Source organism: Nonomuraea sp. NPDC054003 (assembly GCF_055585125.1).
Window position 1 is genome coordinate 105,515 of the sequence record NZ_JBVJKR010000010.1, and the last position, 19,571, is coordinate 125,085.

A 19,571-nucleotide genomic window follows, 5' to 3' on the forward strand; every position below is an offset into this window, starting at 1 on the left:
CGGACCATGATGTCCGCAGGCGACGGCTACGGGAAGATGACCCTCAGGACAGGTCCCGGCCGGGGAAGCGTGAGCGGCATGGCGCGCGTCGGCGCGGCGAGAGACGATGCTAAGAGACACGATCACGATCGAGCGGGAGTGACCCGATGCACGATGAATGGTCGCAGGCGGTCGACGGGCGAAGCCACGCGGCCGACCGGTTGGCGGAGGCCGCGCGGTCGGGTAAATCGTGCGAGCCGGTGCGCGACCTGGTCGGCACCGCGCAGGAGGCGTACGCCGTCCAGGAGATCAACACCCGGCGGGCCCTGGACGAGGGGCGACGGCTGGTCGGCCGCAAGATCGGCATGACGAACGTGCCGTTGCGGGAGAAGCTCGGCATCGACCAGCCGGACTACGGCATGCTTTTTGCGGATATGTCGTATTCCGATGGGCTGCCTATCCCCATCACGCGTTTCCTGCAGCCCAAGGTCGAGGCGGAGATCGCCTTCGTGATGGGCGCCGACCTGGTGGGCGGGCCGTTCACGGTGGCCGAGGTGATCAGGGCGGTCGACTTCGTGCTGCCGGCCATCGAGATCGCCGACTCCCGCATCGCCGACTGGGACATCACGCTCCCTGACACCATCGCCGACAACGCCTCCGCCGGCGCCTTCGTGCTCGGCAACACGCCCACCTCGCTGATGGGCTCCGACCTGCGGTCGGCCGGGATGCGGATGACCCGCGCGGACGCGGAGGTCTCCACCGGCTCGGGCGAGGCCTGCATGGGCCACCCGCTCAACGCCGCCGTGTGGCTCGCCGGCGCGCTGGGCCGCACCGCCTTCCCGCTCCGCGCCGGTGACGTGGTGCTGACCGGGGCGCTCGGGCCGGTGGTCCCGGCCGAGCCGGGCGACGCGTTCGAGGCCCACGTCGACGGGCTGGGCTCCGTCCGGGCGGTGTTCTCCCCGTGACACGCGATCGCGGCCGGGCGCTGCGGGTCGAGGGCAAGGCGACGCCGCGCGGCCGGTTCCCGCACGTGCGCCGGGCCGGCGACTTCCTGTACGTCTCGGGCACCAGCTCCAGAAGGCCGGACAACACCTTCGTCGGCGCCGAGGCCGACGAGCTGGGCGTCACCGACCTCGACATCCGCGCCCAGACCAGAGCCGTCATCGAGAACGTCGGCGACATACTCAAAGCCGCGGGCGGCTCGCTGGCCGACCTCGTCCAGATCACCGCCTACCTGGTGAACATGAACGACTACAAGGGCTACAACGAGGTCTACGCCGAGTTCTTCGACGAGGAGGGGCCCACCCGCACCACCGTGGCCGTCCACCAGCTCCCGCACCCGCACCTGCTGATCGAGATGCAGGCCGTCGCCTATCACCCCCTGGAGAGATCATGATCCCTCCGATCGACTTCACGAAGTGGATCGACGAGCACGCCCACCTGCTCAAGCCCCCGGTCGGCAACAAGGTGGTCTTCGAGGGCGCCGAGGACTTCATCGTCATGGTGGTCGGCGGGCCCAACTCCCGCACCGACTACCACGTCGACCCGTACGAGGAGCTCTTCTACCAGGTCCGCGGCAACATGCACGTCAACGTGATCACCGACAGGGGGCCGGAGACCGTGCACATCAGGGAGGGGCAGATGTGGCTGCTGCCCCCGTCCATGCCGCACTCCCCGCAGCGGCCCGAGGAGGGGTCGGTCGGGCTGGTGGTGGAGAGGATCCGGCCGGAGGGCACGCTGGAGAGGTTCCAGTGGTACTGCGAGCAGTGCGGCTCGCTGGTCCACGAGGTCGAGCTGCAGGTACGCGACATCGTCGCCGACCTGCCGCCGGTGTTCAACGCGTTCTACGCCGACGAGAAGGCGCGCACCTGCGCGGGCTGCGGCGCGCTCCATCCGGGCAAGGGCTGAATGGTCACTGACGTCCACACCCACTACGTGCCCAGGGGCTGGCCCGACCTGGGCTGGCCGGGGGCGCCCAGCCTGCGGGTGGAGTCCGAGCGCGAGGCGGTCATCCTCGTCGGCGGCGCGGAGTTCCGCCGGATCCGCCACGAGTGCTGGGACCCCCGGGTGCGCCTGGAGTCGATGGACGCCGACGGGGTGGACCGGCAGGTGGTCTCGCCGACGCCGGTGTTCTTCGGTTACGACCGGCCGCCCGCCGAGGGCGTGCGGATCGCCAGGATCTTCAACGACCTGGCGCTGGAGATCTGCGACGGCGACCGGCTGATCCCGTTCTGCCAGGTGCCGCTGCAGGATCCCGACCTGGCCTGCGAAGAGCTGGACCGGTGTCTCGCCAACGGGCACCGGGGGGTCGAGATCGGCAACCACGCCGGCGACCGCGACCTGGACGACGACGGGATCGTACGGTTCCTGGCCCACTGCGCCGACCGGGGCGTCCCGGTGTTCGTGCACCCGTGGGACATGCCGTCGGGGCCCCGGCTCGACCGGTGGATGGCGCGGTGGCTGGTGGGCATGCCTGCCGAGACCCATCTGTCGATCCTGGCGATGATCCTCGGCGGCGTGTTCGACCGCGTCCCCGACACCCTGCGCATCTGCTTCGCCCACGGCGGCGGGTCGTTCGCCTTCTGGCTCGGCCGGTTGGAGAACGCCTGGCACCGCAGGAAGGACGTGGTCGGCGTCTCGGAAAGGCCGCCGTCCGCCTATCTCGGCCGGTTCGGCGTCGATTCGGTCGTCTTCGACGAGCGGGCGCTGCGCCTGCTGGTCGACACCTTCGGCGAGGACCACGTCATGCTCGGCTCCGACTACCCGTACCCGCTGGGCGAGTCGCCCGCGGGCGAGCTGGTCAGGACCGCCGGGTTCCTCACCCACGGGGCGCGGGCCAAGCTGATGCGCCGCAACGCCGAGGTGTTCCTGGGCTGCTGAGGGGAGCTCACCATGCGGTTACCGCCCGTCGTCGGGCTGATGGTGCTGATGGCGGCAGGCTGCGGCGGCGGCGCCGCGCCGCAGCCGCCGCGGCACGAGGACGGCGAGGTCCGGGTGGGGGCGATCATCTCCCAGACCGGCGTCTACGCCCCGCTCGGGGACGAGATGGAACGCGCCATGCGCCTCTACCTGGAGGAGCACGGCGGCGAGCTGGGCGGCAGGCCCGCCAGGCTGGTCGTCGCCGACGACGGCGGCACCGCCGAGCAGGGCAGGCGGGCCGCCAGGGAGCTCATCGAGCGCGACCGGGTGGACGTGATCACCGGCCTGCTGGCCTCGCCGGTGGCCGAGGCCGTGGTGGCCGAGGCCGGGCGGACTCCCGTCGTGGTGGCCAACGCGGGGGCCGACGACCTGGGCGGGCCCGGCGTGTTCCGGGTGTCGTTCACCAACCACGCCCACGGGCACGCCGCGGGCCGCTACGCCGCCCAGGCCCACGGCCGCCGCCCCGCCGTGCTGATGGCCTCCGACTACTCGGCCGGCGTCGAGACCCTGGACGGCTTCGAGGAGGGGTACGGAGCCGGCAAGCTGGAACGCGTTCTCACCCCGTACGGCAGAACGCCGGACCTGGCGCCCTACCTGGCGCGGATCCCGGCGGAGGCGGAGCTGCTGTACGCGTTCTACGCGGGGGGCGAGGCGGTCGCCTTCGCCAAGGCGTTCAGGCAGCTCGGCTACGACGCCAGGATCGACCTGCTGACCTGCCAGAACCTCACGGACGAGGACGTGCTGGCGGCCGTCGGGGCGGACGCGGAGGGCATCGTCAGCGTCGGGCTGTACGCGCCGGGGCTGGAGAACCCGGAGAACACCGCGTTCGTGGCGAAGTGGCAGACGCGGACCGGCCGGAACCCCTCGGTGGTGGCGGTGCAGAGCTGGGACGCCATGTCGCTGGTCGACCGGGCCGCGGCCCGGGGCGGTGACCTGACGGCCGAGCTGGGCGGGGTCGGCGAGTTACCCAGCCCGCGCGGGCCGCTGCGGCTGGACCCGGCAACACACGACCCGGTGCAGAACTGGTATGCCCGGCAGTACCAAAATGGTACAAATCGGGTTATCGCTACCGTTCCCCCGAAGGAGTGACCAGTTGCTGGATCGCGACCGCTGCCTCGCCCTGGACGCCGAGGACCCGCTGCGGGAGTTCAGGGAAGAGTTCGTGCTCCCCGAAGGCGTCATCTACCTCGTGGGCAACTCGCTCGGCGCGCTGCCGCGCCACGCCCCCGAACGGCTCCGCGCGGCGGTGGAGGACGAGTGGGGCGGTCAGCTCGTCGGCGGCTGGAACAGCGCGGGCTGGTACGACCAGCCGCTGACCCTGGGCGACCGGATCGCGCCCCTCATCGGGGCCGGGCCCGGCCAGGTCGTGGTGGGCAACACCACCTCGATCGCGATCCACCAGGCGGTCTCGGCGGCGGCGCGGCTGCGCCCCGGCAGGAAGGTCATCGTCTCCGACGCGCGCAACTTCCCGACCGACCACTACATGGTCCAGGGGCTGGCGGAGTCGCTCGGGTACGAGGTGCGCGACGTGTCCGAGGGCCGGTTCGACGACGTGGCGGCGGTGCTGCTGTCGGAGGTCGACTACCGCACCAGTGAGCGCCACGACGTGCCCGAGGTGACCGCCCGCGTGCAGGCCGCCGGGGCGCTGATGATCTGGGACGTCTGCCACAGCGTCGGCGCCATGCCCGTGGACGTGTCGGCCGCCGACTTCGCGGTCGGGTGCACGTACAAGTACCTCAACGGCGGGCCGGGGTCGCCCGCGTTCCTGTACGTGAACCCGCGCCACCAGGCCGATGCCGTGAACGTGCTGTCGGGCTGGTACGGCCACGCCGACCCGTTCGCGTTCGAGGCCGGCTACCGGCCGGCGCAGGGGATCAGACGGTTCGCGGTGAGCACCCCGCACGTGCTGTCGTTCGCCGCCCTGGACGCGGCGCTGGACGTGTGGGAGCGGGTGCCGCTGCACCTGCTGCGCGCCAAGAGCGTGGCGCTCGGCGAGCTCTTCGCCGGGCTGGTCGGCGACGCGCTGGAGCTGGCCTCGCCCGCCGACCCCGAGCGGCGCGGCAGCCACGTCGCCTTCCGTCACCCCGACGGCTATCCGGTGATGCGGGCGCTCATCGACCGGGGCGTGCACGGCGACTTCCGGGCGCCCGACATCCTGCGGTTCGGGCTGGCGCCGCTCTACCTCCGCTACGTGGACGTGTACGACGCGGCGCGGACCCTGCTGGAGGTGCTGGACAAGGAGCTGTGGCGGGACGAGAAGTACGCCAGGCGGCTCGCCGTCACGTGACCCGGCCGTCGAGCTCCTTGACCGCCCGCTTGGTCGCGACGGCACGGTAGCTCTCCTCGACCCAGTCGAGCAGCACCTCCGACGGCGGCAGCGGCGACTCCAGCGGCACCGTCACCCATCCGGCCTTGCCGAGCCCGTAGCCGCTGGGCGCCGCCCCCTCGACGGTGAGCGCGTGGCCGTGGGCCTCCGAGCGCAGCTTCACCCCGAACGTGGGACGCCACTTGTCGGTGGGCTCCTCGACGCCGAGGAACAGGAAGATCTTCTTCCCGACCTTGACGACGGTGTCGCCCCACGGGTGGTCCTCCCACGCCTCGGGCAGGCCGAGCGCGAACGCGCGCAGCTCCTCCCGCACGTCGTGCCAGTCGCTCATCGCGGCCCCGCCCTGAACTCGGTCAGCTTGCGCTCGATGTCGTCCCTGATGCGTTCGCGGGCCTCCATCCGCGGCACGCCCGCCATCAGCATTCCGTCATACCCCGTGTCATGGTGACGGATTGAGGCGACCACCGCCAGTGTGATCGCGTTCTCGTCCAGGGCCCTGGCCGCCGCCGTGCGGCCGACCCGGCCGCTGCCGCGCAGACCGGCGTGCTCGGCGATGGCGCGGGCCCGCTCCGGCGGGCAGCCGGGGAACAACCTGGCGATCTCGTCGGCCATCCGCCCCTGGAACACGATGTCCTGCTCGGCCCTGCGCTCCCGGTCGCGCTCGCGCCGCCGCGAGCGCGCCTCCTCGTCGGCCAGGCACCGCTCCTCGGCCCTGGCCAGCGCCTCCTCCTCGACCAGCAGGCCCCTGCGCTGGTAGACCTTGCGCCGCCGGTCGAAGCGCACGACCACCGCCGCCAGCCCGCTCTCCTGCTTGGCCCGGCGGCTCAGCGCCGCGTTCCCCGACGGCAGGAACACCAGATGGTCCAGGTCGGCGCAGGTCAGGCAGTGTGGCCGGTCATCCTCCATGATCAGGTAGGGGCCGGTGTCGCCGCAGCCGGCGCACGTCCACGCCTCCAGCGGCTCGACCGCGACCAGGTCGGGCGGCTTGGCCTGGCGCTCGGCGAGCCGCCGCACCCGCGACTCGCTCAGGTCGGGCGACAGCCAGTGGACGGTGAACGGCTCCTGCTCGGGATGCCCGGTGAAGCGCAGCGGGCGGCGGTCGCGGCTGCCCGACACGTACGGCGCCGGCATCGGGCGCAGCCCTCTGGCCCTTGCCCAGTCGCTCAGCAGGGCGGCCGTGGTGAGCAGGCGGTCGCCGTCGACCGCGGCCAGCTCGGCGAGCGTGGCCGCGCGGCCCTGCCGCCAGACGTCGACGTGTCGCGTGTGGAGCCAGCGCAGCCCCGTCACCACGTCGATGAACGTCACGTACTGGTGGTCGGCCAGCGCGATCTCGGCGGCCTGGGCGACCCTGCGGGCCAGGTTCGGCTTGCTCACGCCCCTTAGTGTGCCGCGCCTTTGTCGGCCGGTGGGCATCCCTTGTGCCGATCGCGGCGAGTATCCGGGCAAGCTCATCCCGCGGAGGAACCTTGCGCCTGCTCTGGCCCGCCCTGCTCGTGCTCGCCACGTCCTGCGGCGCCGCCCCGGCCGCTCCGCCGCTGCCCGAGGTGAGAGGCGCGTTCGGCGCCAGGCCGCAGGTGATCATCCCGGCCGGCAAGCCCGGCCGCACGACGCGGGTCGCGGAGCTCGAGCCGGGCCGGGGGCGGGAGACGGCCACCGGCGACGTGGTGCTGGCCGACGTCGAGCTCCGCCTCTGGCGGGGCAACGAGACCCGGGCGAGCACGTACGGTACCCACCGGCCCGTCAGGGTCGTCCTCGACGGGCGGCCGGTCCCGCGCGTCTGGCGGGAGGCCGTCGTCGGCCGGCCGGCGGGCAGCCGGCTGGTGCTGGTCGGGCCCGCGGCGCAGATGCTCGGCCCCGACCTGGACCTGGACGCGGGTGACCTGCCGCCGGGCGAGCCGCTGGTGGCGGTCGTCGACATCCTCGGCGGCTACCCGCCGGACGCCCGGCTGGTCGGCCGGCCGCTGCCCTCGCCGCCGGCCGGCCTCACGCCGGACGACCCGGCCCGCACGCTCATAGGGGGATCGGGAGAGGCCGTGCGGGCCGGGTCGAAGGTGGTGGTGCAGTACGTGGCCGTCGACTGGCCGTCGAGGACCCTGGCGGACTCCTCGTACCGCACCGGCGGCCCCGCGGCCTTCACCCTGACCGGGGACGGCGCGCCGGCCGGCTGGGTGGAGGGGCTGCGCGGGCAGCGGGTGGGCGGCAGGGTCGCGTTCGGCTCGCCGCCCGAGGGGTTGCTCTACGTCGTCGACGTGGTGGACTGCGTCGACTGCTAGCCGCAGTGCTCGAACGGGCTGTCGTAGGTGGACGAGCCCGCCTTGCCGCCCCACTTGACGCACTTGCCGGCGGCCTGTGCGGTGACCGGGCCCGCGTAGTAGGAGAAGTTGCCCGAGTCGGTCTTCCTGGCGCTGCCCTGGACCTCCAGGTAGGCGCTGGTGGCGGTGGCCGTGCCGAGCGACGTCCGCTTGATCGTGGTCACGCAGTTGCTGCCCGTGGTCGTGTTGTAGAGCAGGTAGACGGTGCCCGCGGTGCCCAGCGCGGCCGAGTCGATGACCTTGAACCCGCTGCCGCACACCTTCTCCGGCGTGTGCGGGTTGACGCCGCCGCCGGTCACGTAGCTCATGTACTTCGCCCAGTCCCAGTGCGGGCCGGGATCGGTGTGGTCGTTGCCGGGCACCTCGACGTGGCCGACGATGTGCGTGCGGTCCTTCGGGATGCCGTACCTGTCGGCGATGTTGCGGGTCAGCGCGGCCGACGCCCGGTACATCTGGTCGGTGAACCACGAGGCGTTGTCGACGAACCCCTCGTGCTCGATGCCGACGGAGCGCCGGTTCCAGTCCTTCGCGTGGAAGGCGCGGTCCTTCTCCCGCACCATCTGGGTGATCTGCCCGTCGGACGAGCGCACCAGGTAGTGCGAGGACGACTTGGCCGCCGGGTTCTGGAACCACGAGATCGAGCCCGCGTAGGTGCCCTGCATGACATGGACCACGATCCGGTCGATGCGGTCGCTCGACGGGCGGCTGGAGACCGCGTAGTTGGCGCTGTTCGCGGCCACCCAGAGCGCGCCGGGGTAGTCCACGGCCGCGGCGAGGGCGCGCGGCTGCTCGGCGTACTCGCCCTGGTCGGGCTGGACGGCCCGGGGCTTCACCTGGACGCCCCGGGCGTCCACGCCGGCGGCGAGCGTCTCGTACACCGCGTCGGCGTAGATCCTGGCCGTGGCGTCGTTCGCGGCGTGGGCGTACGCGGCCACGGCCGGATACCAGCGGCCGAGGTCGTCCCGCTGGGCGGCGCCCAGCCCGAGCTCGTCGGCCTCGGCCCGGAGCACGGCCGCGCCGCCGAGCACGTTGGCCGCGTCGTCCGACTTGAGCGCGGCGACCGGCTTGGAGGTCAGCTTCGCGGCCTGCTCCAGGGTCTTGGCGGTGGGGTTGCTGACCAGGTGCATGATGCCGTAGCCGCCGCTGGCGCTGGGCTCGCCCCGGTGACCGTCCAGCCGGGACTCCGCGTACGCGAGCGCCACGAGCAGGTCGCGCGGCACGTCGTAGGCGGCCGCCGCGCGGTCGAACGCCTGCGCCAGGGGGTTCTGGGCCGTCTCGGTGGAGGCGTGCGCGGCCGTCGTGCCGGAGAGCGCCAGCAGCCCGGCCACGATGAGGATCTTGGACTTCACGTCACTTCCGCTTCGGAGAAGGGATGGGGAAGGGAACCGCCCCGCCGCGGGTGCGCGGCGGGGCGGAGAGGCTCAGCTGCCGCAGTGCTGGAACGGGCTGTCGTGGGTGGACGAGCCCGCCTTGCCGCCCCACTTGACGCACTTGCCGGCGGCCTGGGCGGTGACCGGGCCCGCGTAGTAGGAGAAGTTGCCCGAGTCGGTCTTCCTGGCGCTGCCCTGGACCTCCAGGTAGGCGCTGGTGGCCGTGGCCGTGCCGATCGACGAGTGCTTGATCGTGGTGACGCAGTTGTTGCCGTTGGAGGCGTTGTAGAGCAGGTAGACGGTGCCCGCCGTGCCCAGCGCGGCCGAGTTGATCACGCTGTAGCCGGCGCCGCAGACCGAGGTCGGGGTGTGCGGGTTGGTGCTGCCGCCGCCGCAGTTGCGCGAGGTCACCGTCTGGTTCGGGTAGCCGAAGGTGACCCCGTTGAAGACGGCCTTGCGGACGTTCGACGGGTAGCTGGTGCCCTGGCGGACCTCGTAGTGCAGGTGGGCGCTGATGTTGTTGCCCGGCTTGCTGGTCTTGCCCACGGTGCCGATCTTCTGGCCCTGCGCCACCGACTGGCCCACGCTGACCGAGCGGGCGTTCAGGTGGGCGTAGTAGGTGGACCAGCCGCCGCCGTGGTCGATCTTGACCAGGTTGCCGAAGCCGTTCGTCGAGCCCTGGTGGGAGGAGATCACCACGGTGCCCGACGCGGCCGCCACCACGGTGTCGCCGAGGTCGGCGTCGGCGCTGCCGCCCCGGTTGAAGTCGATCTCGTACGACTGGTGGGCGCTGCTCGCGTTCGAGTTGCCCGTCCACGCCTGGCCGCAGGGGAACGGCAGCTGGAAGTCGGTGGCGAGCGCCTGCGCCTGCTGCGTCTCCGCCTGCCTGTCGGCGGCGGCCGCGGATGCCGTGCCGAGGCTCATCAAGAGAGCGGCTCCGGCCACGATTGCTCCGCTGATCTTCATCAGGTGATCCTTTCGGGGGCGATCTCTCTCACCCAGGGTCGGGATAACCCGTACAGAAAGCGTCCAGAACCGGTACAACAAGCTGTCAGGCCTCATAGAGGAGCTGATGCGGTCATGACGGTCACCTTTCATGTGCTCGGACCGCTGGAGGTACGGTCGGCGGGTCAGCCGGTCCGGATCTCCGGCAGAAAGCCACGCCTGCTGCTCGCCACTCTGCTGCTGCACGCCAACCACGTGGTCGGCGCCGACGACCTGGTCGAGGTGCTCTGGCCGGAGCGCGCGCCCCGCTCGGCCCTGGCCAACCTGCGCACCTACGCCAGCTCGCTCCGGTCCGACCTGGCCGGGACCGGCGAGGAAGCCGGCAGCCGGCTGCGCGGCGAAGGCTCCGGCTACGCGATCGACGTGCCCGGCGGCGCGCTCGACCTGCTCGCCTTCGAGGAGCTGGCCGGCCAGGCGCGCTACGCCGACGCGCTCGCGCTCTGGCGCGGCGCGCCGCTCGCCGACCTGCCGGGCAGCCCGCTGTGGGACCGCCGGCTCGAACCCCTGCACGGCTTACGCTTACGCGCCGCGGAGGAGCTGATCGGCCAGCGGCTCGGATCGGGCGACCACGCCGGGGCGGTGAGCGAGCTGCGCGGACTGCTGGGCGAGCACCCCTACCGGGAGGACCTGTGGTCCAGGCTGCTGCTGGCCCTGCACGGCGGCGGCAGGAGGGCCGAGGCGCTGCGCACCTACGCCTCGGTGCGGGCCAGGCTGGTGGACGAGCTGGGCGTGGAGCCCGGCACCGAGCTGCGCCGCGCGTACGAGACGATCCTCGCCGACGAGCCGGCGCCCGCCGCGCCGCACCAGCTCCCGCCCGACGTGCCCGACTTCATCGGGCGCGAGGCCGAGCTGGCGGCGCTGGCCGGGCCGTTCCCGCTCGCGACGATCTCCGGGCCGCCCGGCGTGGGCAAGTCCGCGCTGGCGGTACGGGCCGCGCTGGCCCTGCGCACCCGCTTCCCGGCAGGCCAGCTCTACCTCGACCTCGACGGCAGGGAGCCGGGCGACCTGCTCGCCGAGGCGCTGCGGGCGCTCGGCGTGGAGTCGCCGCCGCCGACCGTGCGGGAGCGCTCGGCCCTGCTGCGCTCGCTGCTCGCCGAGCGGCCCATGCTGCTGCTGCTCGACGACGCGCTCGACGCCGCCCAGGTGCGCCCGCTGCTGCCGGGCAACGACAGCTCGGTGATCGTGACCAGCAGGCGCCGCATCACCGAGCTGCCCGGCGCGCTCCACGTCGACCTGGCCGAGCTGCCCCAGGAGGAGGCCCTGCTGCTGCTCGGCCGGATCGCGGGCGCCGACCGGGTGGCGCGCGAGCGCGCCGACGCGCTGGCCATCGTCGACGCCTGCGCACGGCTGCCGCTGGCGCTGCGCAGCGCCGGGTCCCGGCTCGCCGGGCGGCCCGGCTGGTCCCTGGCGGTGCTCAGGCAACGCCTCCAGGACGACAGGCTCGGCGAGCTGAAGGAGGTCCGCGCCTGCCTGGAGCGCAGCTACCGCCACCTGCCGGCCGAGGCCGCCCGCACGCTGGGCACCCTCGGCCTGCTCGGCGCGCCCGCCCAGCCCGGCTGGGTGGTCGGCGCCGCGCTGGACCGGCCCCGCGCCGACGACGTGACGGACCTGCTCGTCGACGTGAACCTGCTGGAGGTGGCCGGCACCGACCTCGTCGGCCAGCCCCGCTACCGGTTACCCGACCTGATCCGCCGGCACGCGCTCGAACGCGGTCCCGACCCGCAGGGCGTGGCCAGGGTGCTGGCCGCGTGGACGGCGACCACCGAGCACGCCATGGCCAGGCTGCCCACCACCGTCTTCAGCCTCACCGCCGCCGGGGCGCCGCGCTGGCGGCTGCCCGAGCAGACCCTGGACCGGCTCACCGCCGACCCGCTCACCTGGTTCGAGACCGAGCACGAGGCGCTGGCCGGCGCGGTGTCCGTGGCCGCCGAGGCCGGTCTCGCGGCCTCCGCCTGGGGGCTGGCCGCCGCCATGGTGCCGTACCTCGATCTGCACTGCCACCTGGACACCTGGCAGCGCACCCACGACGTCGCGCTGGCCGCCGCCCGCGCCGCCGGCGACACGTACGGGGAGGCCGCGATGCTGCGCGGCCTCGCCCAGGTCGCGCTCTACCGGGACCGGTACGAGGAGGCGGCCGAGGGCTTCACCCGCGCCCGCAGGCTCTTCCGCGAGCTGGGGGACCTGCGGGCGGAGGCCACGTCGGTCTGCGGGCTGGGCGCGGTCAGCCAGTTCAGCGGCCGGCACGCCCGCTCGCTCGACCAGTTCAAGCAGGCGCTGGCCATGTTCCTCGCGGCGGGCGACCAGCACGGCGAGGCGTTCACCCGGCAGGCCATCGGGCGGGCCTGCATCAAGGCCGGCGACCTGGCGCAGGCGTCGGAGTCGCTCGGCCAGGCGATGCGGCTGGCCCAGGACCTCGGCGACGCGCACCGTGAAGGCTGCGTCTGCCTGCAGATGGGCACGCTGCACCGGGCCATGTCGTTCCACCGGCACGCCCTGGAGATCTTCGAGTCGCTCGGCGACCGCCACTGCGGGGCGTACGCGCTGCAGAGCCTGGCCGGGCTGCAGGTGGACCGCGGCGAACTGGCCCCCGCCTCGGCGGGGCTGGAGCGGTCGCTGCTGGTCTTCCGCGAGCTGGGCGACCGCAGCGGCGAGGCCTCCGCCACCCAGCTGCTCGGCGAGCTGCACCGCTCCGCCGGCCGGACCGGCCTCGCCCTCGACTACCTCGAACACGCCAGCCTGCTGCGCCGCGAACTCCCCGCCTGAACCGATCGCTCCGGGTCAGCCGTTCGTCAGCCGTCGGAAGAGCCACTTGAAGCGGGAGCCGCCACCGCGCGCCGAGCCCTCCAGGGCGGCCAGCGACTCCTCTGCGGTGGGGCGCTTGGCCGGGACGAGGTCGATCATCCGCCGCACCACCTCCGGCACGTCCGCCCGCCCATAGGCGTCGGCGCTGGTCGGCAGCGCGCCGGTCAGGAGCTGGTAGGCGATCACGCCCGCCGCGTACACGTCGGCGGCGGCGGTCATCCGGTCAGGACGCTCCTGGCACTCGGGCGCGACGTAGTGGGCGTCGAGCACGTTGTGGAGCTCGTGCACCACCGTGTAGTCGCGCGGCCCCGGCTTGGCGTAGTCGAACCCGGTCAGCACCGCGTGGCCGTCGTCGGTCACCAGCACGCTGGCCGGGGTGAGCGCGCGGTGGATCACCCCGTGGGCGTGCGCGTGGGCCAGGCCGCGCAGCATGTCCTGAATCACGCCCAGCCGCTCGCCGCTGCCCAGCCGCAGATGGAGAGCCTGGCCGTGGACGTCGTCGAGCACCAGCACGAACCGGCTCTCGTCGTCGATGGCGAAGAAGTCGCGCGAGCGCACCACGCACGGGTGGGGAGGGATGCGGGCCAGGGTCTGGTAGGCGTTGGCGATGCGCTGCCGCTCGGCCGCCCTGGACGCCTGGTCGGCGAGCGGGTCGGCCTGGTAGACCCGGAGCAGCACGGTCTCGCTGCCCGGCAGCGTGGCGTTGAACGCGCGGTATTCGGTGACCCGCGCGTCGCCGCCGAGCTGCTCCTCGACCTCCCAGTTGCCGAAGCGAGGAGGCGTGGTGCTGCGGCGTACGGTCTGGTTGAGCGCGTCGAGCACGGCGGACAGGTAGGGGCGCACGTCGGGGCTGCAGCCGCGCCTGACCCTGGAGACGTCGCCCAGTGTCGCGATCAGGCCGGACAGGTCGGTGACGTTGACCGCGTCGCGCCCGGCCGGGTCGACCAGCCGCGCGTCGGGGGAGGTGAGCACCACCAGGCTGTCGACGTAGACCCGCTCCAGCTGGGTGGCCCGGGAGACGAGCAGGCCCTTGAGCGCCTTGGCGGTGCCGCGCAGCTTGGTGACCGGTGAGCCGAACGCCTCCCTGCGCGGCGGGAACCAGCGCGAGCCGGACACCTCGATGCGGCCCCTGGTGCCCTTGACGTCGACGACCACCAGCGCGTGGCGGGTCAGCACGATCAGGTCGACCTCGTAGACGTCGTCGCCGCGCGGCACCTCCACGTTGTGCAGCAGGAGCCAGTCGGCGGGCGCGTTGTCTCTCAGAAAGGCGATCACGCGCCGTTCGGCGTCGTTGACCGGCCTCCCGCCCCCGACGATCTCTGCCATGGCCCTATCCTCGCACGAAATGGATTGACAACATGCTGTCGAAATGACAGCATGTTGTCATGAGTGAAGCGAAGAGAACGATCCATGTGGCGGCCTACGACACCATGGCCGACTGGGAGGTCGGGCACGCGACGGCTCATCTGCGCACCGGCCGCTTCCACCGCGACCGGAGCGGCTTCGAGATCGTCATGGTCGGTCTCACCCGCGACCCCGTCACCACCATGGGCGGCCTGCGGGTCACGCCCGACCTGGCGCTCGACGAGCTCTCGCCCTCGGGGAGCGCGCTGCTCATCCTGCCCGGCGCCGCCACGTGGGACGAGGGGGACGACCTCACGCCGTTCGCCCGCACCGCCCGCGCGTTCCTCTCCGAGGGGGTCCCGGTCGCCGCGATCTGCGGCGCCACGGCCGGTCTCGCACGGGAGGGCCTGCTCGACGGGCGCGCCCACACCAGCGGCGCGGTGCAGTACCTGGAGGCCCAGGAGGGCTACTCCGGCGCCGCCCGCTACGTCGAGACGGACGCGGTCACCGACGGCGACCTCATCACGGCGGGCCCCACCGAGCCGGTGGCCTTCGCCCGCGAGATCTTCCTGCGGCTCGACGTCAACCGGCCCGAGGTCGTCGACGCGTGGTACCGGCTGTTCTCCCGCAGCGACGCCTCGGCGTACGAGGTGCTGATGTCGGCGTGAGCGGCGCCTCGCCCGAGACGGTGGAGCTGCTGTCGGACGCCGCGCTCACGGTCTTCCGGCTCAACGGGCAGTTCCTGGAGGTGGCCGAGTCGCTGGCCCGTCCGGCCGGGCTGACGGCCGCCTGGTGGCAGGTGCTCGGGGCGGTGCTGCGTGAGCCGTTGCCGGTGGCCGGCATCGCCAGGGTGATGGGCATGACCCGCCAGGGCGTGCAGCGGGTCGCCGATCTGCTGGTGGAGAAGGGCCTGGCCGAATACCTGCCGAACCCGGCGCACAAGCGCGCCAAGCTCCTCACCCCGACCGATGAGGGCAGGGCGGCCGTCGCCAGGATCGTCCCCGGCCACCGGGAGCTGGCCGCCACCTTGGCCGCCGAGCTGGGCGCGGACGGCTTCCACGCCTGCGTGGAGTCCCTGCGGCGGCTCAGCGCCGCCATGGACCGCATCCAGCGGACCCCCTGAGCCTCACCAGTCCGGCTCCACGCCTGGGCGGACCGCGCCGATGTAGGTGGGCCTGTCCACCGGTTCCACCCGTACGGTGGCGCCGGTGAACGGGGCGTTGACCATCCGCTTGCGGTTGATCGCGATGCCGACGTGCTCAGGCCCGCGCCGGCGCGGGTTGCTGTCGTAGAAGACCAGGTCGCCGGCGCGCACCTCGTCCCTGGGGATCCGGATCCCGTCCTCCCACTGCCTCTGCGAGGTGCGGCTGATGGTCACGCCCACCCTGGCCCACGCGTACTGGGCCAGGCCCGAGCAGTCGAAGCCCCAGGTCTTGGCGCCGCGCCCGATCCCGTAGCCGGGCCCGCTCGTGCCGCCTCCGCCCCACGAGTACGGCAGCCCGATCGCTTCCAGGGCGGCGTCGGCCACCACCCGGCCGGGCCGCGGATACCACGGCCGGTCGTCGTAACATTCGACCGCGTACGGGTCGAAACAGTCGTGTGCCATTGCCGTGGCGGAATTCAGGGTTCCGGGAAAAGCGCACGCCATGGCCGTGGCGATAAGTATGCGTACTGCCCGCATCTGGATATTCACCGCTTCTGCCTTGTCGGTCACGCCGATCCTCGCCGCCGGCGCGGCACCGCTCGTCCCCTGATGAATGCTCCCGGCCTATAGGCATAAAACGCCCTTTAGCCAGGCCGGATGCACGTATGGCGACAAGCTGAAAATGCGCCCACAATGGCCCACGACAAAAGCGGATCAGCTCGGACATATCACCAATAAGAAGCGGCAGGAGATATTCGCTATCCCGAAAAGGGCTTGGTTTTTCCGTGGGCGCCTCCGCTCGCCCGCCGGTGGAGGCGCGGCCCCGCCCGTTCACGAGATGGTGTGAATACGGTCATTTCATGGCGAAGATTACATAAGTCGGCATATTGCGTGTATCGTGGGCAGCGGCCGGTGTTTCGGCCGCAGGGCTCGCCGGCAACCCCCTGAGACCGAGTGGGGGTGTGCGCATGATGAGCGATGACATGGGGCGGCTGCTCTACCAGGACGCCCAGCTGCGGATCATCGCGCGGAGCGGTTCGACGGCCGTCCTCCTGATGGGCGAGGTCGACGTCACCAACAGCCCGGCGCTCGAACGTACCCTGCGATCCGCGTGGCACGGCGGCGAGCCGCTGACCGTCGACACCGGCGCGCTGACCTTCGTCGACCTGTCCGGCCTGCGGGTGCTGGTCATGCCCGCGGTGCCGCCCGGCCGGCGGTGGATCCGGCTGGTCAACGTGACACCGTTCCAGAGACGGCTGATGGGCCTCATGGGCTGGCACCATGAGGCCCGCGCGCAGCCGCTGGTCTAGATGACCGACAGGGCCGCCGTGCCCAGCCCCGTCGGCCCGGACGGCAGGCCGCGGAAGGGCCGGTTGTGCCGCCGCAGGGACTCCTCGTCGTAACGGCGGCAGTCGCGGTGCCAGACGAGGATCCCGGACATCCAGTTCTCCAGGTCCCGCACGTAGCCGTCGAGCGCCTGCCCGGCCTGCTCGTCCAGCCCGAGGTCGGCGCGGAGCACCGGCAGCTCGTGCGCGGCCACGTGCTGGAACTGCCGCATCCGCGACTCCATCAGGTCGACCACGATCCGCAGGCCCTCCGGATAGCCGCAGCCGAAGAAGCTCTGCACCACCAGCACCCCGTTGTGGATCTCACCCTCGAACTCGATCTCCTTCTGGTACGAGAACACGTCGTTGAGCAGGCAGGCGTAATCCTGCGCGGCGTTCTCCAGCGACTTGAGCGGCCCGCTCGCGTACACCTCGGGAGGGATCTCGTCGGCGCGGGCCAGCCGGCACAGGCTCATCGTCAGGTCGGAGCCGAACGTCAGCCGCCGCATCTCGACGTAGTCGACCGGTTCGGGGATGCGGTGCGCCGCCTGGTTGGCCAGCTCCCACACCCAGCTCTCGGTCATGTCCTCAACGGACCGGCGGAACGCGCGCCGCGCCGCCTCGCTCATCGGCCCGGCCGAGCGCCGCCACAGGTCGGCCAGCGAGCGCTCCAGCGCGCTCGCGGGCGTCGCGAAGGTGACGCCGTCGAGCGGCATGAACCCCGGCAGCCGGGCCACCGCGGCCCGCGCGGCGACCAGGTTGCGCCCGAACACCTTCGGGAAGTAGTCGTCGCCGTACGTCCCCCAGGCCAGCCAGGCCGACGACAGGTCCAGCTCCTCAGGCGTGGCGTCCGGGTGGATGCCGGCCGCGCACAGCGGCAGGTCGTAGTCGGCGAGCTTCTCCTCGTCCCACACGGCCACGTCGAGTATGCCCATCCGGCGAGCCCACGCGGCCAGGTTGCGCCGGGCCCCCTCCAGGTGCGGGGAGAGCCGCGCGGTGAACGGCATGAAGAGGTCGGGCACCCGGGCCGGCCCCACCCGCTGGTACGGGACGTGCTGATGGGAGCGGAACCGGTGGAGGCCCAGCGACGCCATGCCGAGCTCCGGCCCCGGTGCGGCCTTGGTGTAGCGGCTGGACCGGGCGTGCCACTCGTGCCCGCCCGACTGCCAGTCCTGCAGCCCCTTCACGTACGCCAGCACGCCGCCGCAGCTGACCGGGTCGATCCGGTGCTCGGCCAGCAGCGGCCCCAGCTCGGTGGCGAAGGTGTGCTCGAACTGCTGCAACCGCGCCGTGAGCAGGTCGTTGACCGCGTCCGCCGCCTGCTGCGTGGTGCACTCCAGGAACGTCTCCAGGACCAGCACCCCGTTGCTCAGCTCGCCCTCCTCACCGGTCTCCCGCTGGTAGGAGAACAGGTCGTTGCGCAGGTGGACCCCGTCGGCGAAGGTGTCGCGCAGCACCCGCATCGGCCGCGACCCTGCGATCACGTCCGGCACCTCGGCTCCCACGGCGTGCTCGACCAGCCCGGCCGACCAGGGCGCCCCGCCGACCTTGCGGCGCATCTCGATGTACTCGACCGGGTTCGGCACCCGGCCCGCGTTGATGTTGGACAGCTCCCACAACGACTCGTCCAGGAGCGCCTTGGTGCTCTCGGCGAACCGCGCACGCCAGCCGGGCGACGTCCCCGGCACCGTGCGCGCCCACAGGTCGGCCAGCCCCGCCTCGACCGGGTTGGCCGGCTCGGGCACGGCTGCCCCCTGCTCCAGCGGCATGAACGCGGGCATCCGGTCCAGGTAGGCCTTGCCGCCCTCCCGGTCGCCCGGCCGCTTGAACACCTCCAGGAAGTGGTCGTCGAAGAAGAACACCCACACGTACCAGTCGGTCACCAGGCACAGCTCGGCGGCGTCGCAGTCGGGATGGGTGTACGCGCACAGCAGCGCGTAGTCGTGGGCGTCGAGGTCGTCGGTGGTCCAGACGCCCGAGCCCTCCAGCATCCCCATGCCCCGCGCCCACAGCCTGGCGTGGGTCCTGGCCTCCTCCAGATGCGGGTTGAGCCGCGCCGGATGCGGCAGGTAGAAGTCCGGCATGTCGAAGCTCACCCGTACACCTCCACGCCGTCGAGCACGCCGAGCGCGTCGGGGACGAGCACGGCGACCGAGTAGTAGGCGCTGACGAGGTAGGTGGTGATGCCCCGCTCGTCGATGCCCATGGCCCGGACGCTGAGCCCCGGCAGGTGCTCGTCGGGGATGCCGGTCTGGTGCAGCCCGACCACGCCCTGGTCCTCCTCGCCGGTGCGGAAGGCCAGGATCGAGCTGGTGCCCGACCGGCTGATCGGGATCTTGTCGCAGGGCAGGATGGGCACGCCGCGCCAGGCGGTCATCCGGCTGCCGTCGACCTCGACGCTGTCGGGGTAGACGCCCGTGGCGCTGCACTCGCGGCCGAACGCCGCGATGGCGAGCGGGTGCGCCAGCATGTAGCGGGTCTTGCGCCGGCGGGTCAGCAGCGCGTCCAGGTCGGACGGGCCGGGCCGCCCCGAGCGGGGGGTCAGCCGCTGCTTCGGGTCGGCGCTGTGCAGCAGCCCGAACCGGGGGTTGCCGACCAGCTCGCGCTCCTGCGCCTCGCGCACCGCCTCGACGGTGAGCCTGAGCTGCTCCTTGGTCTGGTCCATCGGGTCGCTGAACAGGTCGGCGACCCTGGTGTGGACCCGCAGGACGGCCTGGGAGACGCTCAGTTCGTACTCGCGCGGGCTGGGATCGTAGTCGGGGAACGTGCCGGGCAGCCGCGGCTCCCCCCGGTGGCCGGACGCCAGGTCGATCGCGACCTCCCCGCGCCTGTTCAGCGGGCGCGGGTCGGGCCGCTCGGGTGAGGGGGTGAGCCGGCGGTTCACCCGGTAGCTCCCCGCGGAGAGCTCCACCCACGGCAGCGCGCGCAGCAGCCACCGGGGGGAGCTCTCCTGCGTATGGGGAGCGGTCTTGGTCGTCGTGGCCAGCGTGCGAGCCCCGGGCGTGCCGAGGCTCAGCGGCCGTTCCAGCTCGGTCAACCGGGGCA

Annotated in this window: 19 protein-coding genes; 11 read left to right on the forward strand and 8 right to left on the reverse strand. The window is 72.5% G+C overall.

Annotation, left to right across the window (positions count from 1 at the left end; genetic code table 11):
* Window positions 1-146 precede the first annotated feature (146 nt).
* From ACZ6YG_RS26180 to kynU, 6 genes are read left to right on the forward strand one after another with little or no spacing between them, the layout of a single operon-like run.
* The gene (locus tag ACZ6YG_RS26180; RefSeq protein ID WP_397196184.1) at window positions 147-944 is read left to right on the forward strand and encodes a 2-keto-4-pentenoate hydratase; all 798 of its coding nucleotides are present in this window, start codon (window positions 147-149) and stop codon (window positions 942-944) included.
* Entirely contained in the window at window positions 941-1,375 is a 435-nt protein-coding gene (locus ACZ6YG_RS26185) for a RidA family protein (RefSeq protein ID WP_148035581.1), read from the forward strand. Before ACZ6YG_RS26180 ends, ACZ6YG_RS26185 begins: the two co-directional genes overlap by 4 nt.
* The gene (locus ACZ6YG_RS26190) at window positions 1,372-1,887 is read left to right on the forward strand and encodes a 3-hydroxyanthranilate 3,4-dioxygenase (protein WP_148035580.1); all 516 of its coding nucleotides are present in this window, start codon (window positions 1,372-1,374) and stop codon (window positions 1,885-1,887) included. Before ACZ6YG_RS26185 ends, ACZ6YG_RS26190 begins: the two co-directional genes overlap by 4 nt.
* Window positions 1,888-2,859 (forward strand): amidohydrolase family protein, encoded by a 972-nt coding sequence (locus tag ACZ6YG_RS26195; RefSeq protein ID WP_466019446.1) that lies wholly within the window; start codon window positions 1,888-1,890, stop codon window positions 2,857-2,859.
* A 12-nt stretch (window positions 2,860-2,871) separates the two neighbouring features.
* Window positions 2,872-3,987 (forward strand): ABC transporter substrate-binding protein, encoded by a 1,116-nt coding sequence (locus ACZ6YG_RS26200; RefSeq protein WP_466019447.1) that lies wholly within the window; start codon window positions 2,872-2,874, stop codon window positions 3,985-3,987.
* Entirely contained in the window at window positions 3,944-5,185 is a 1,242-nt protein-coding gene (gene kynU, locus ACZ6YG_RS26205) for a kynureninase (RefSeq protein ID WP_466019448.1), read from the forward strand. The genes ACZ6YG_RS26200 and kynU overlap by 44 nt, the downstream gene beginning before the upstream one ends.
* Here the strand turns inward: kynU and ACZ6YG_RS26210 are convergent.
* Window positions 5,178-5,555: an MmcQ/YjbR family DNA-binding protein gene (locus ACZ6YG_RS26210; RefSeq protein ID WP_466019449.1), complete on the reverse strand. Its 378-nt coding sequence runs from the start codon at window positions 5,553-5,555 to the stop codon at window positions 5,178-5,180. The genes kynU and ACZ6YG_RS26210 overlap by 8 nt on opposite strands.
* On the reverse strand, window positions 5,552-6,598 hold the full coding sequence (locus ACZ6YG_RS26215; protein WP_466019450.1) for a DUF2293 domain-containing protein: 1,047 nt from the start codon (window positions 6,596-6,598) through the stop codon (window positions 5,552-5,554). Before ACZ6YG_RS26215 ends, ACZ6YG_RS26210 begins: the two co-directional genes overlap by 4 nt.
* Window positions 6,599-6,690: 92 nt before the next feature.
* Between ACZ6YG_RS26215 and ACZ6YG_RS26220 the strand changes: the two genes are divergently transcribed.
* Window positions 6,691-7,497 (forward strand): FKBP-type peptidyl-prolyl cis-trans isomerase, encoded by an 807-nt coding sequence (locus ACZ6YG_RS26220; protein ID WP_466019451.1) that lies wholly within the window; start codon window positions 6,691-6,693, stop codon window positions 7,495-7,497.
* On the opposite strand, the gene ACZ6YG_RS26225 is transcribed toward ACZ6YG_RS26220, so the two are convergent.
* Both ACZ6YG_RS26225 and ACZ6YG_RS26230 read right to left on the reverse strand, forming a co-directional pair.
* Window positions 7,494-8,885: an N-acetylmuramoyl-L-alanine amidase gene (locus ACZ6YG_RS26225; protein ID WP_466019452.1), complete on the reverse strand. Its 1,392-nt coding sequence runs from the start codon at window positions 8,883-8,885 to the stop codon at window positions 7,494-7,496. The genes ACZ6YG_RS26220 and ACZ6YG_RS26225 overlap by 4 nt on opposite strands.
* Before the next feature lie 72 nt (window positions 8,886-8,957).
* Window positions 8,958-9,872, reverse strand: a complete 915-nt coding sequence (locus ACZ6YG_RS26230; RefSeq protein ID WP_148035572.1) for a M23 family metallopeptidase — start codon at window positions 9,870-9,872, stop codon at window positions 8,958-8,960.
* A gap of 114 nt (window positions 9,873-9,986) precedes the next feature.
* Here ACZ6YG_RS26230 and ACZ6YG_RS26235 point away from each other — a divergent pair, with 114 nt between their 5' ends.
* On the forward strand, window positions 9,987-12,674 hold the full coding sequence (locus ACZ6YG_RS26235; protein WP_466019453.1) for an AfsR/SARP family transcriptional regulator: 2,688 nt from the start codon (window positions 9,987-9,989) through the stop codon (window positions 12,672-12,674).
* Window positions 12,675-12,689: 15 nt separating this feature from the next.
* Here ACZ6YG_RS26235 and mads6 read toward each other — a convergent pair whose 3' ends face one another.
* On the reverse strand, window positions 12,690-14,039 hold the full coding sequence (gene mads6 / locus ACZ6YG_RS26240; RefSeq protein ID WP_148035570.1) for a methylation-associated defense system protein kinase MAD6: 1,350 nt from the start codon (window positions 14,037-14,039) through the stop codon (window positions 12,690-12,692).
* A gap of 59 nt (window positions 14,040-14,098) precedes the next feature.
* Here mads6 and ACZ6YG_RS26245 point away from each other — a divergent pair, with 59 nt between their 5' ends.
* Window positions 14,099-14,725 (forward strand): type 1 glutamine amidotransferase family protein, encoded by a 627-nt coding sequence (locus ACZ6YG_RS26245; protein WP_466019454.1) that lies wholly within the window; start codon window positions 14,099-14,101, stop codon window positions 14,723-14,725.
* On the forward strand, window positions 14,722-15,180 hold the full coding sequence (locus ACZ6YG_RS26250) for a MarR family winged helix-turn-helix transcriptional regulator (protein ID WP_397196174.1): 459 nt from the start codon (window positions 14,722-14,724) through the stop codon (window positions 15,178-15,180). Before ACZ6YG_RS26245 ends, ACZ6YG_RS26250 begins: the two co-directional genes overlap by 4 nt.
* Before the next feature lie 3 nt (window positions 15,181-15,183).
* Here ACZ6YG_RS26250 and ACZ6YG_RS26255 read toward each other — a convergent pair whose 3' ends face one another.
* Complete coding sequence (locus ACZ6YG_RS26255; RefSeq protein ID WP_187281517.1) at window positions 15,184-15,663, reverse strand: C40 family peptidase; 480 nt, start codon at window positions 15,661-15,663, stop codon at window positions 15,184-15,186.
* 506 nt (window positions 15,664-16,169) lie between these two features.
* Here ACZ6YG_RS26255 and ACZ6YG_RS26260 point away from each other — a divergent pair.
* Window positions 16,170-16,511 (forward strand): STAS domain-containing protein, encoded by a 342-nt coding sequence (locus ACZ6YG_RS26260; protein WP_466019455.1) that lies wholly within the window; start codon window positions 16,170-16,172, stop codon window positions 16,509-16,511.
* Here ACZ6YG_RS26260 and ACZ6YG_RS26265 read toward each other — a convergent pair.
* Entirely contained in the window at window positions 16,508-18,622 is a 2,115-nt protein-coding gene (locus ACZ6YG_RS26265; protein ID WP_466019456.1) for a terpene synthase family protein, read from the reverse strand. The two genes, ACZ6YG_RS26260 and ACZ6YG_RS26265, sit on opposite strands and share 4 nt — an antisense overlap.
* Window positions 18,619-19,563, reverse strand: coding sequence for a family 2B encapsulin nanocompartment shell protein (locus tag ACZ6YG_RS26270; protein WP_148035566.1), 945 nt, complete (start codon window positions 19,561-19,563; stop codon window positions 18,619-18,621). Before ACZ6YG_RS26270 ends, ACZ6YG_RS26265 begins: the two co-directional genes overlap by 4 nt.
* Window positions 19,564-19,571 lie beyond the last annotated feature (8 nt).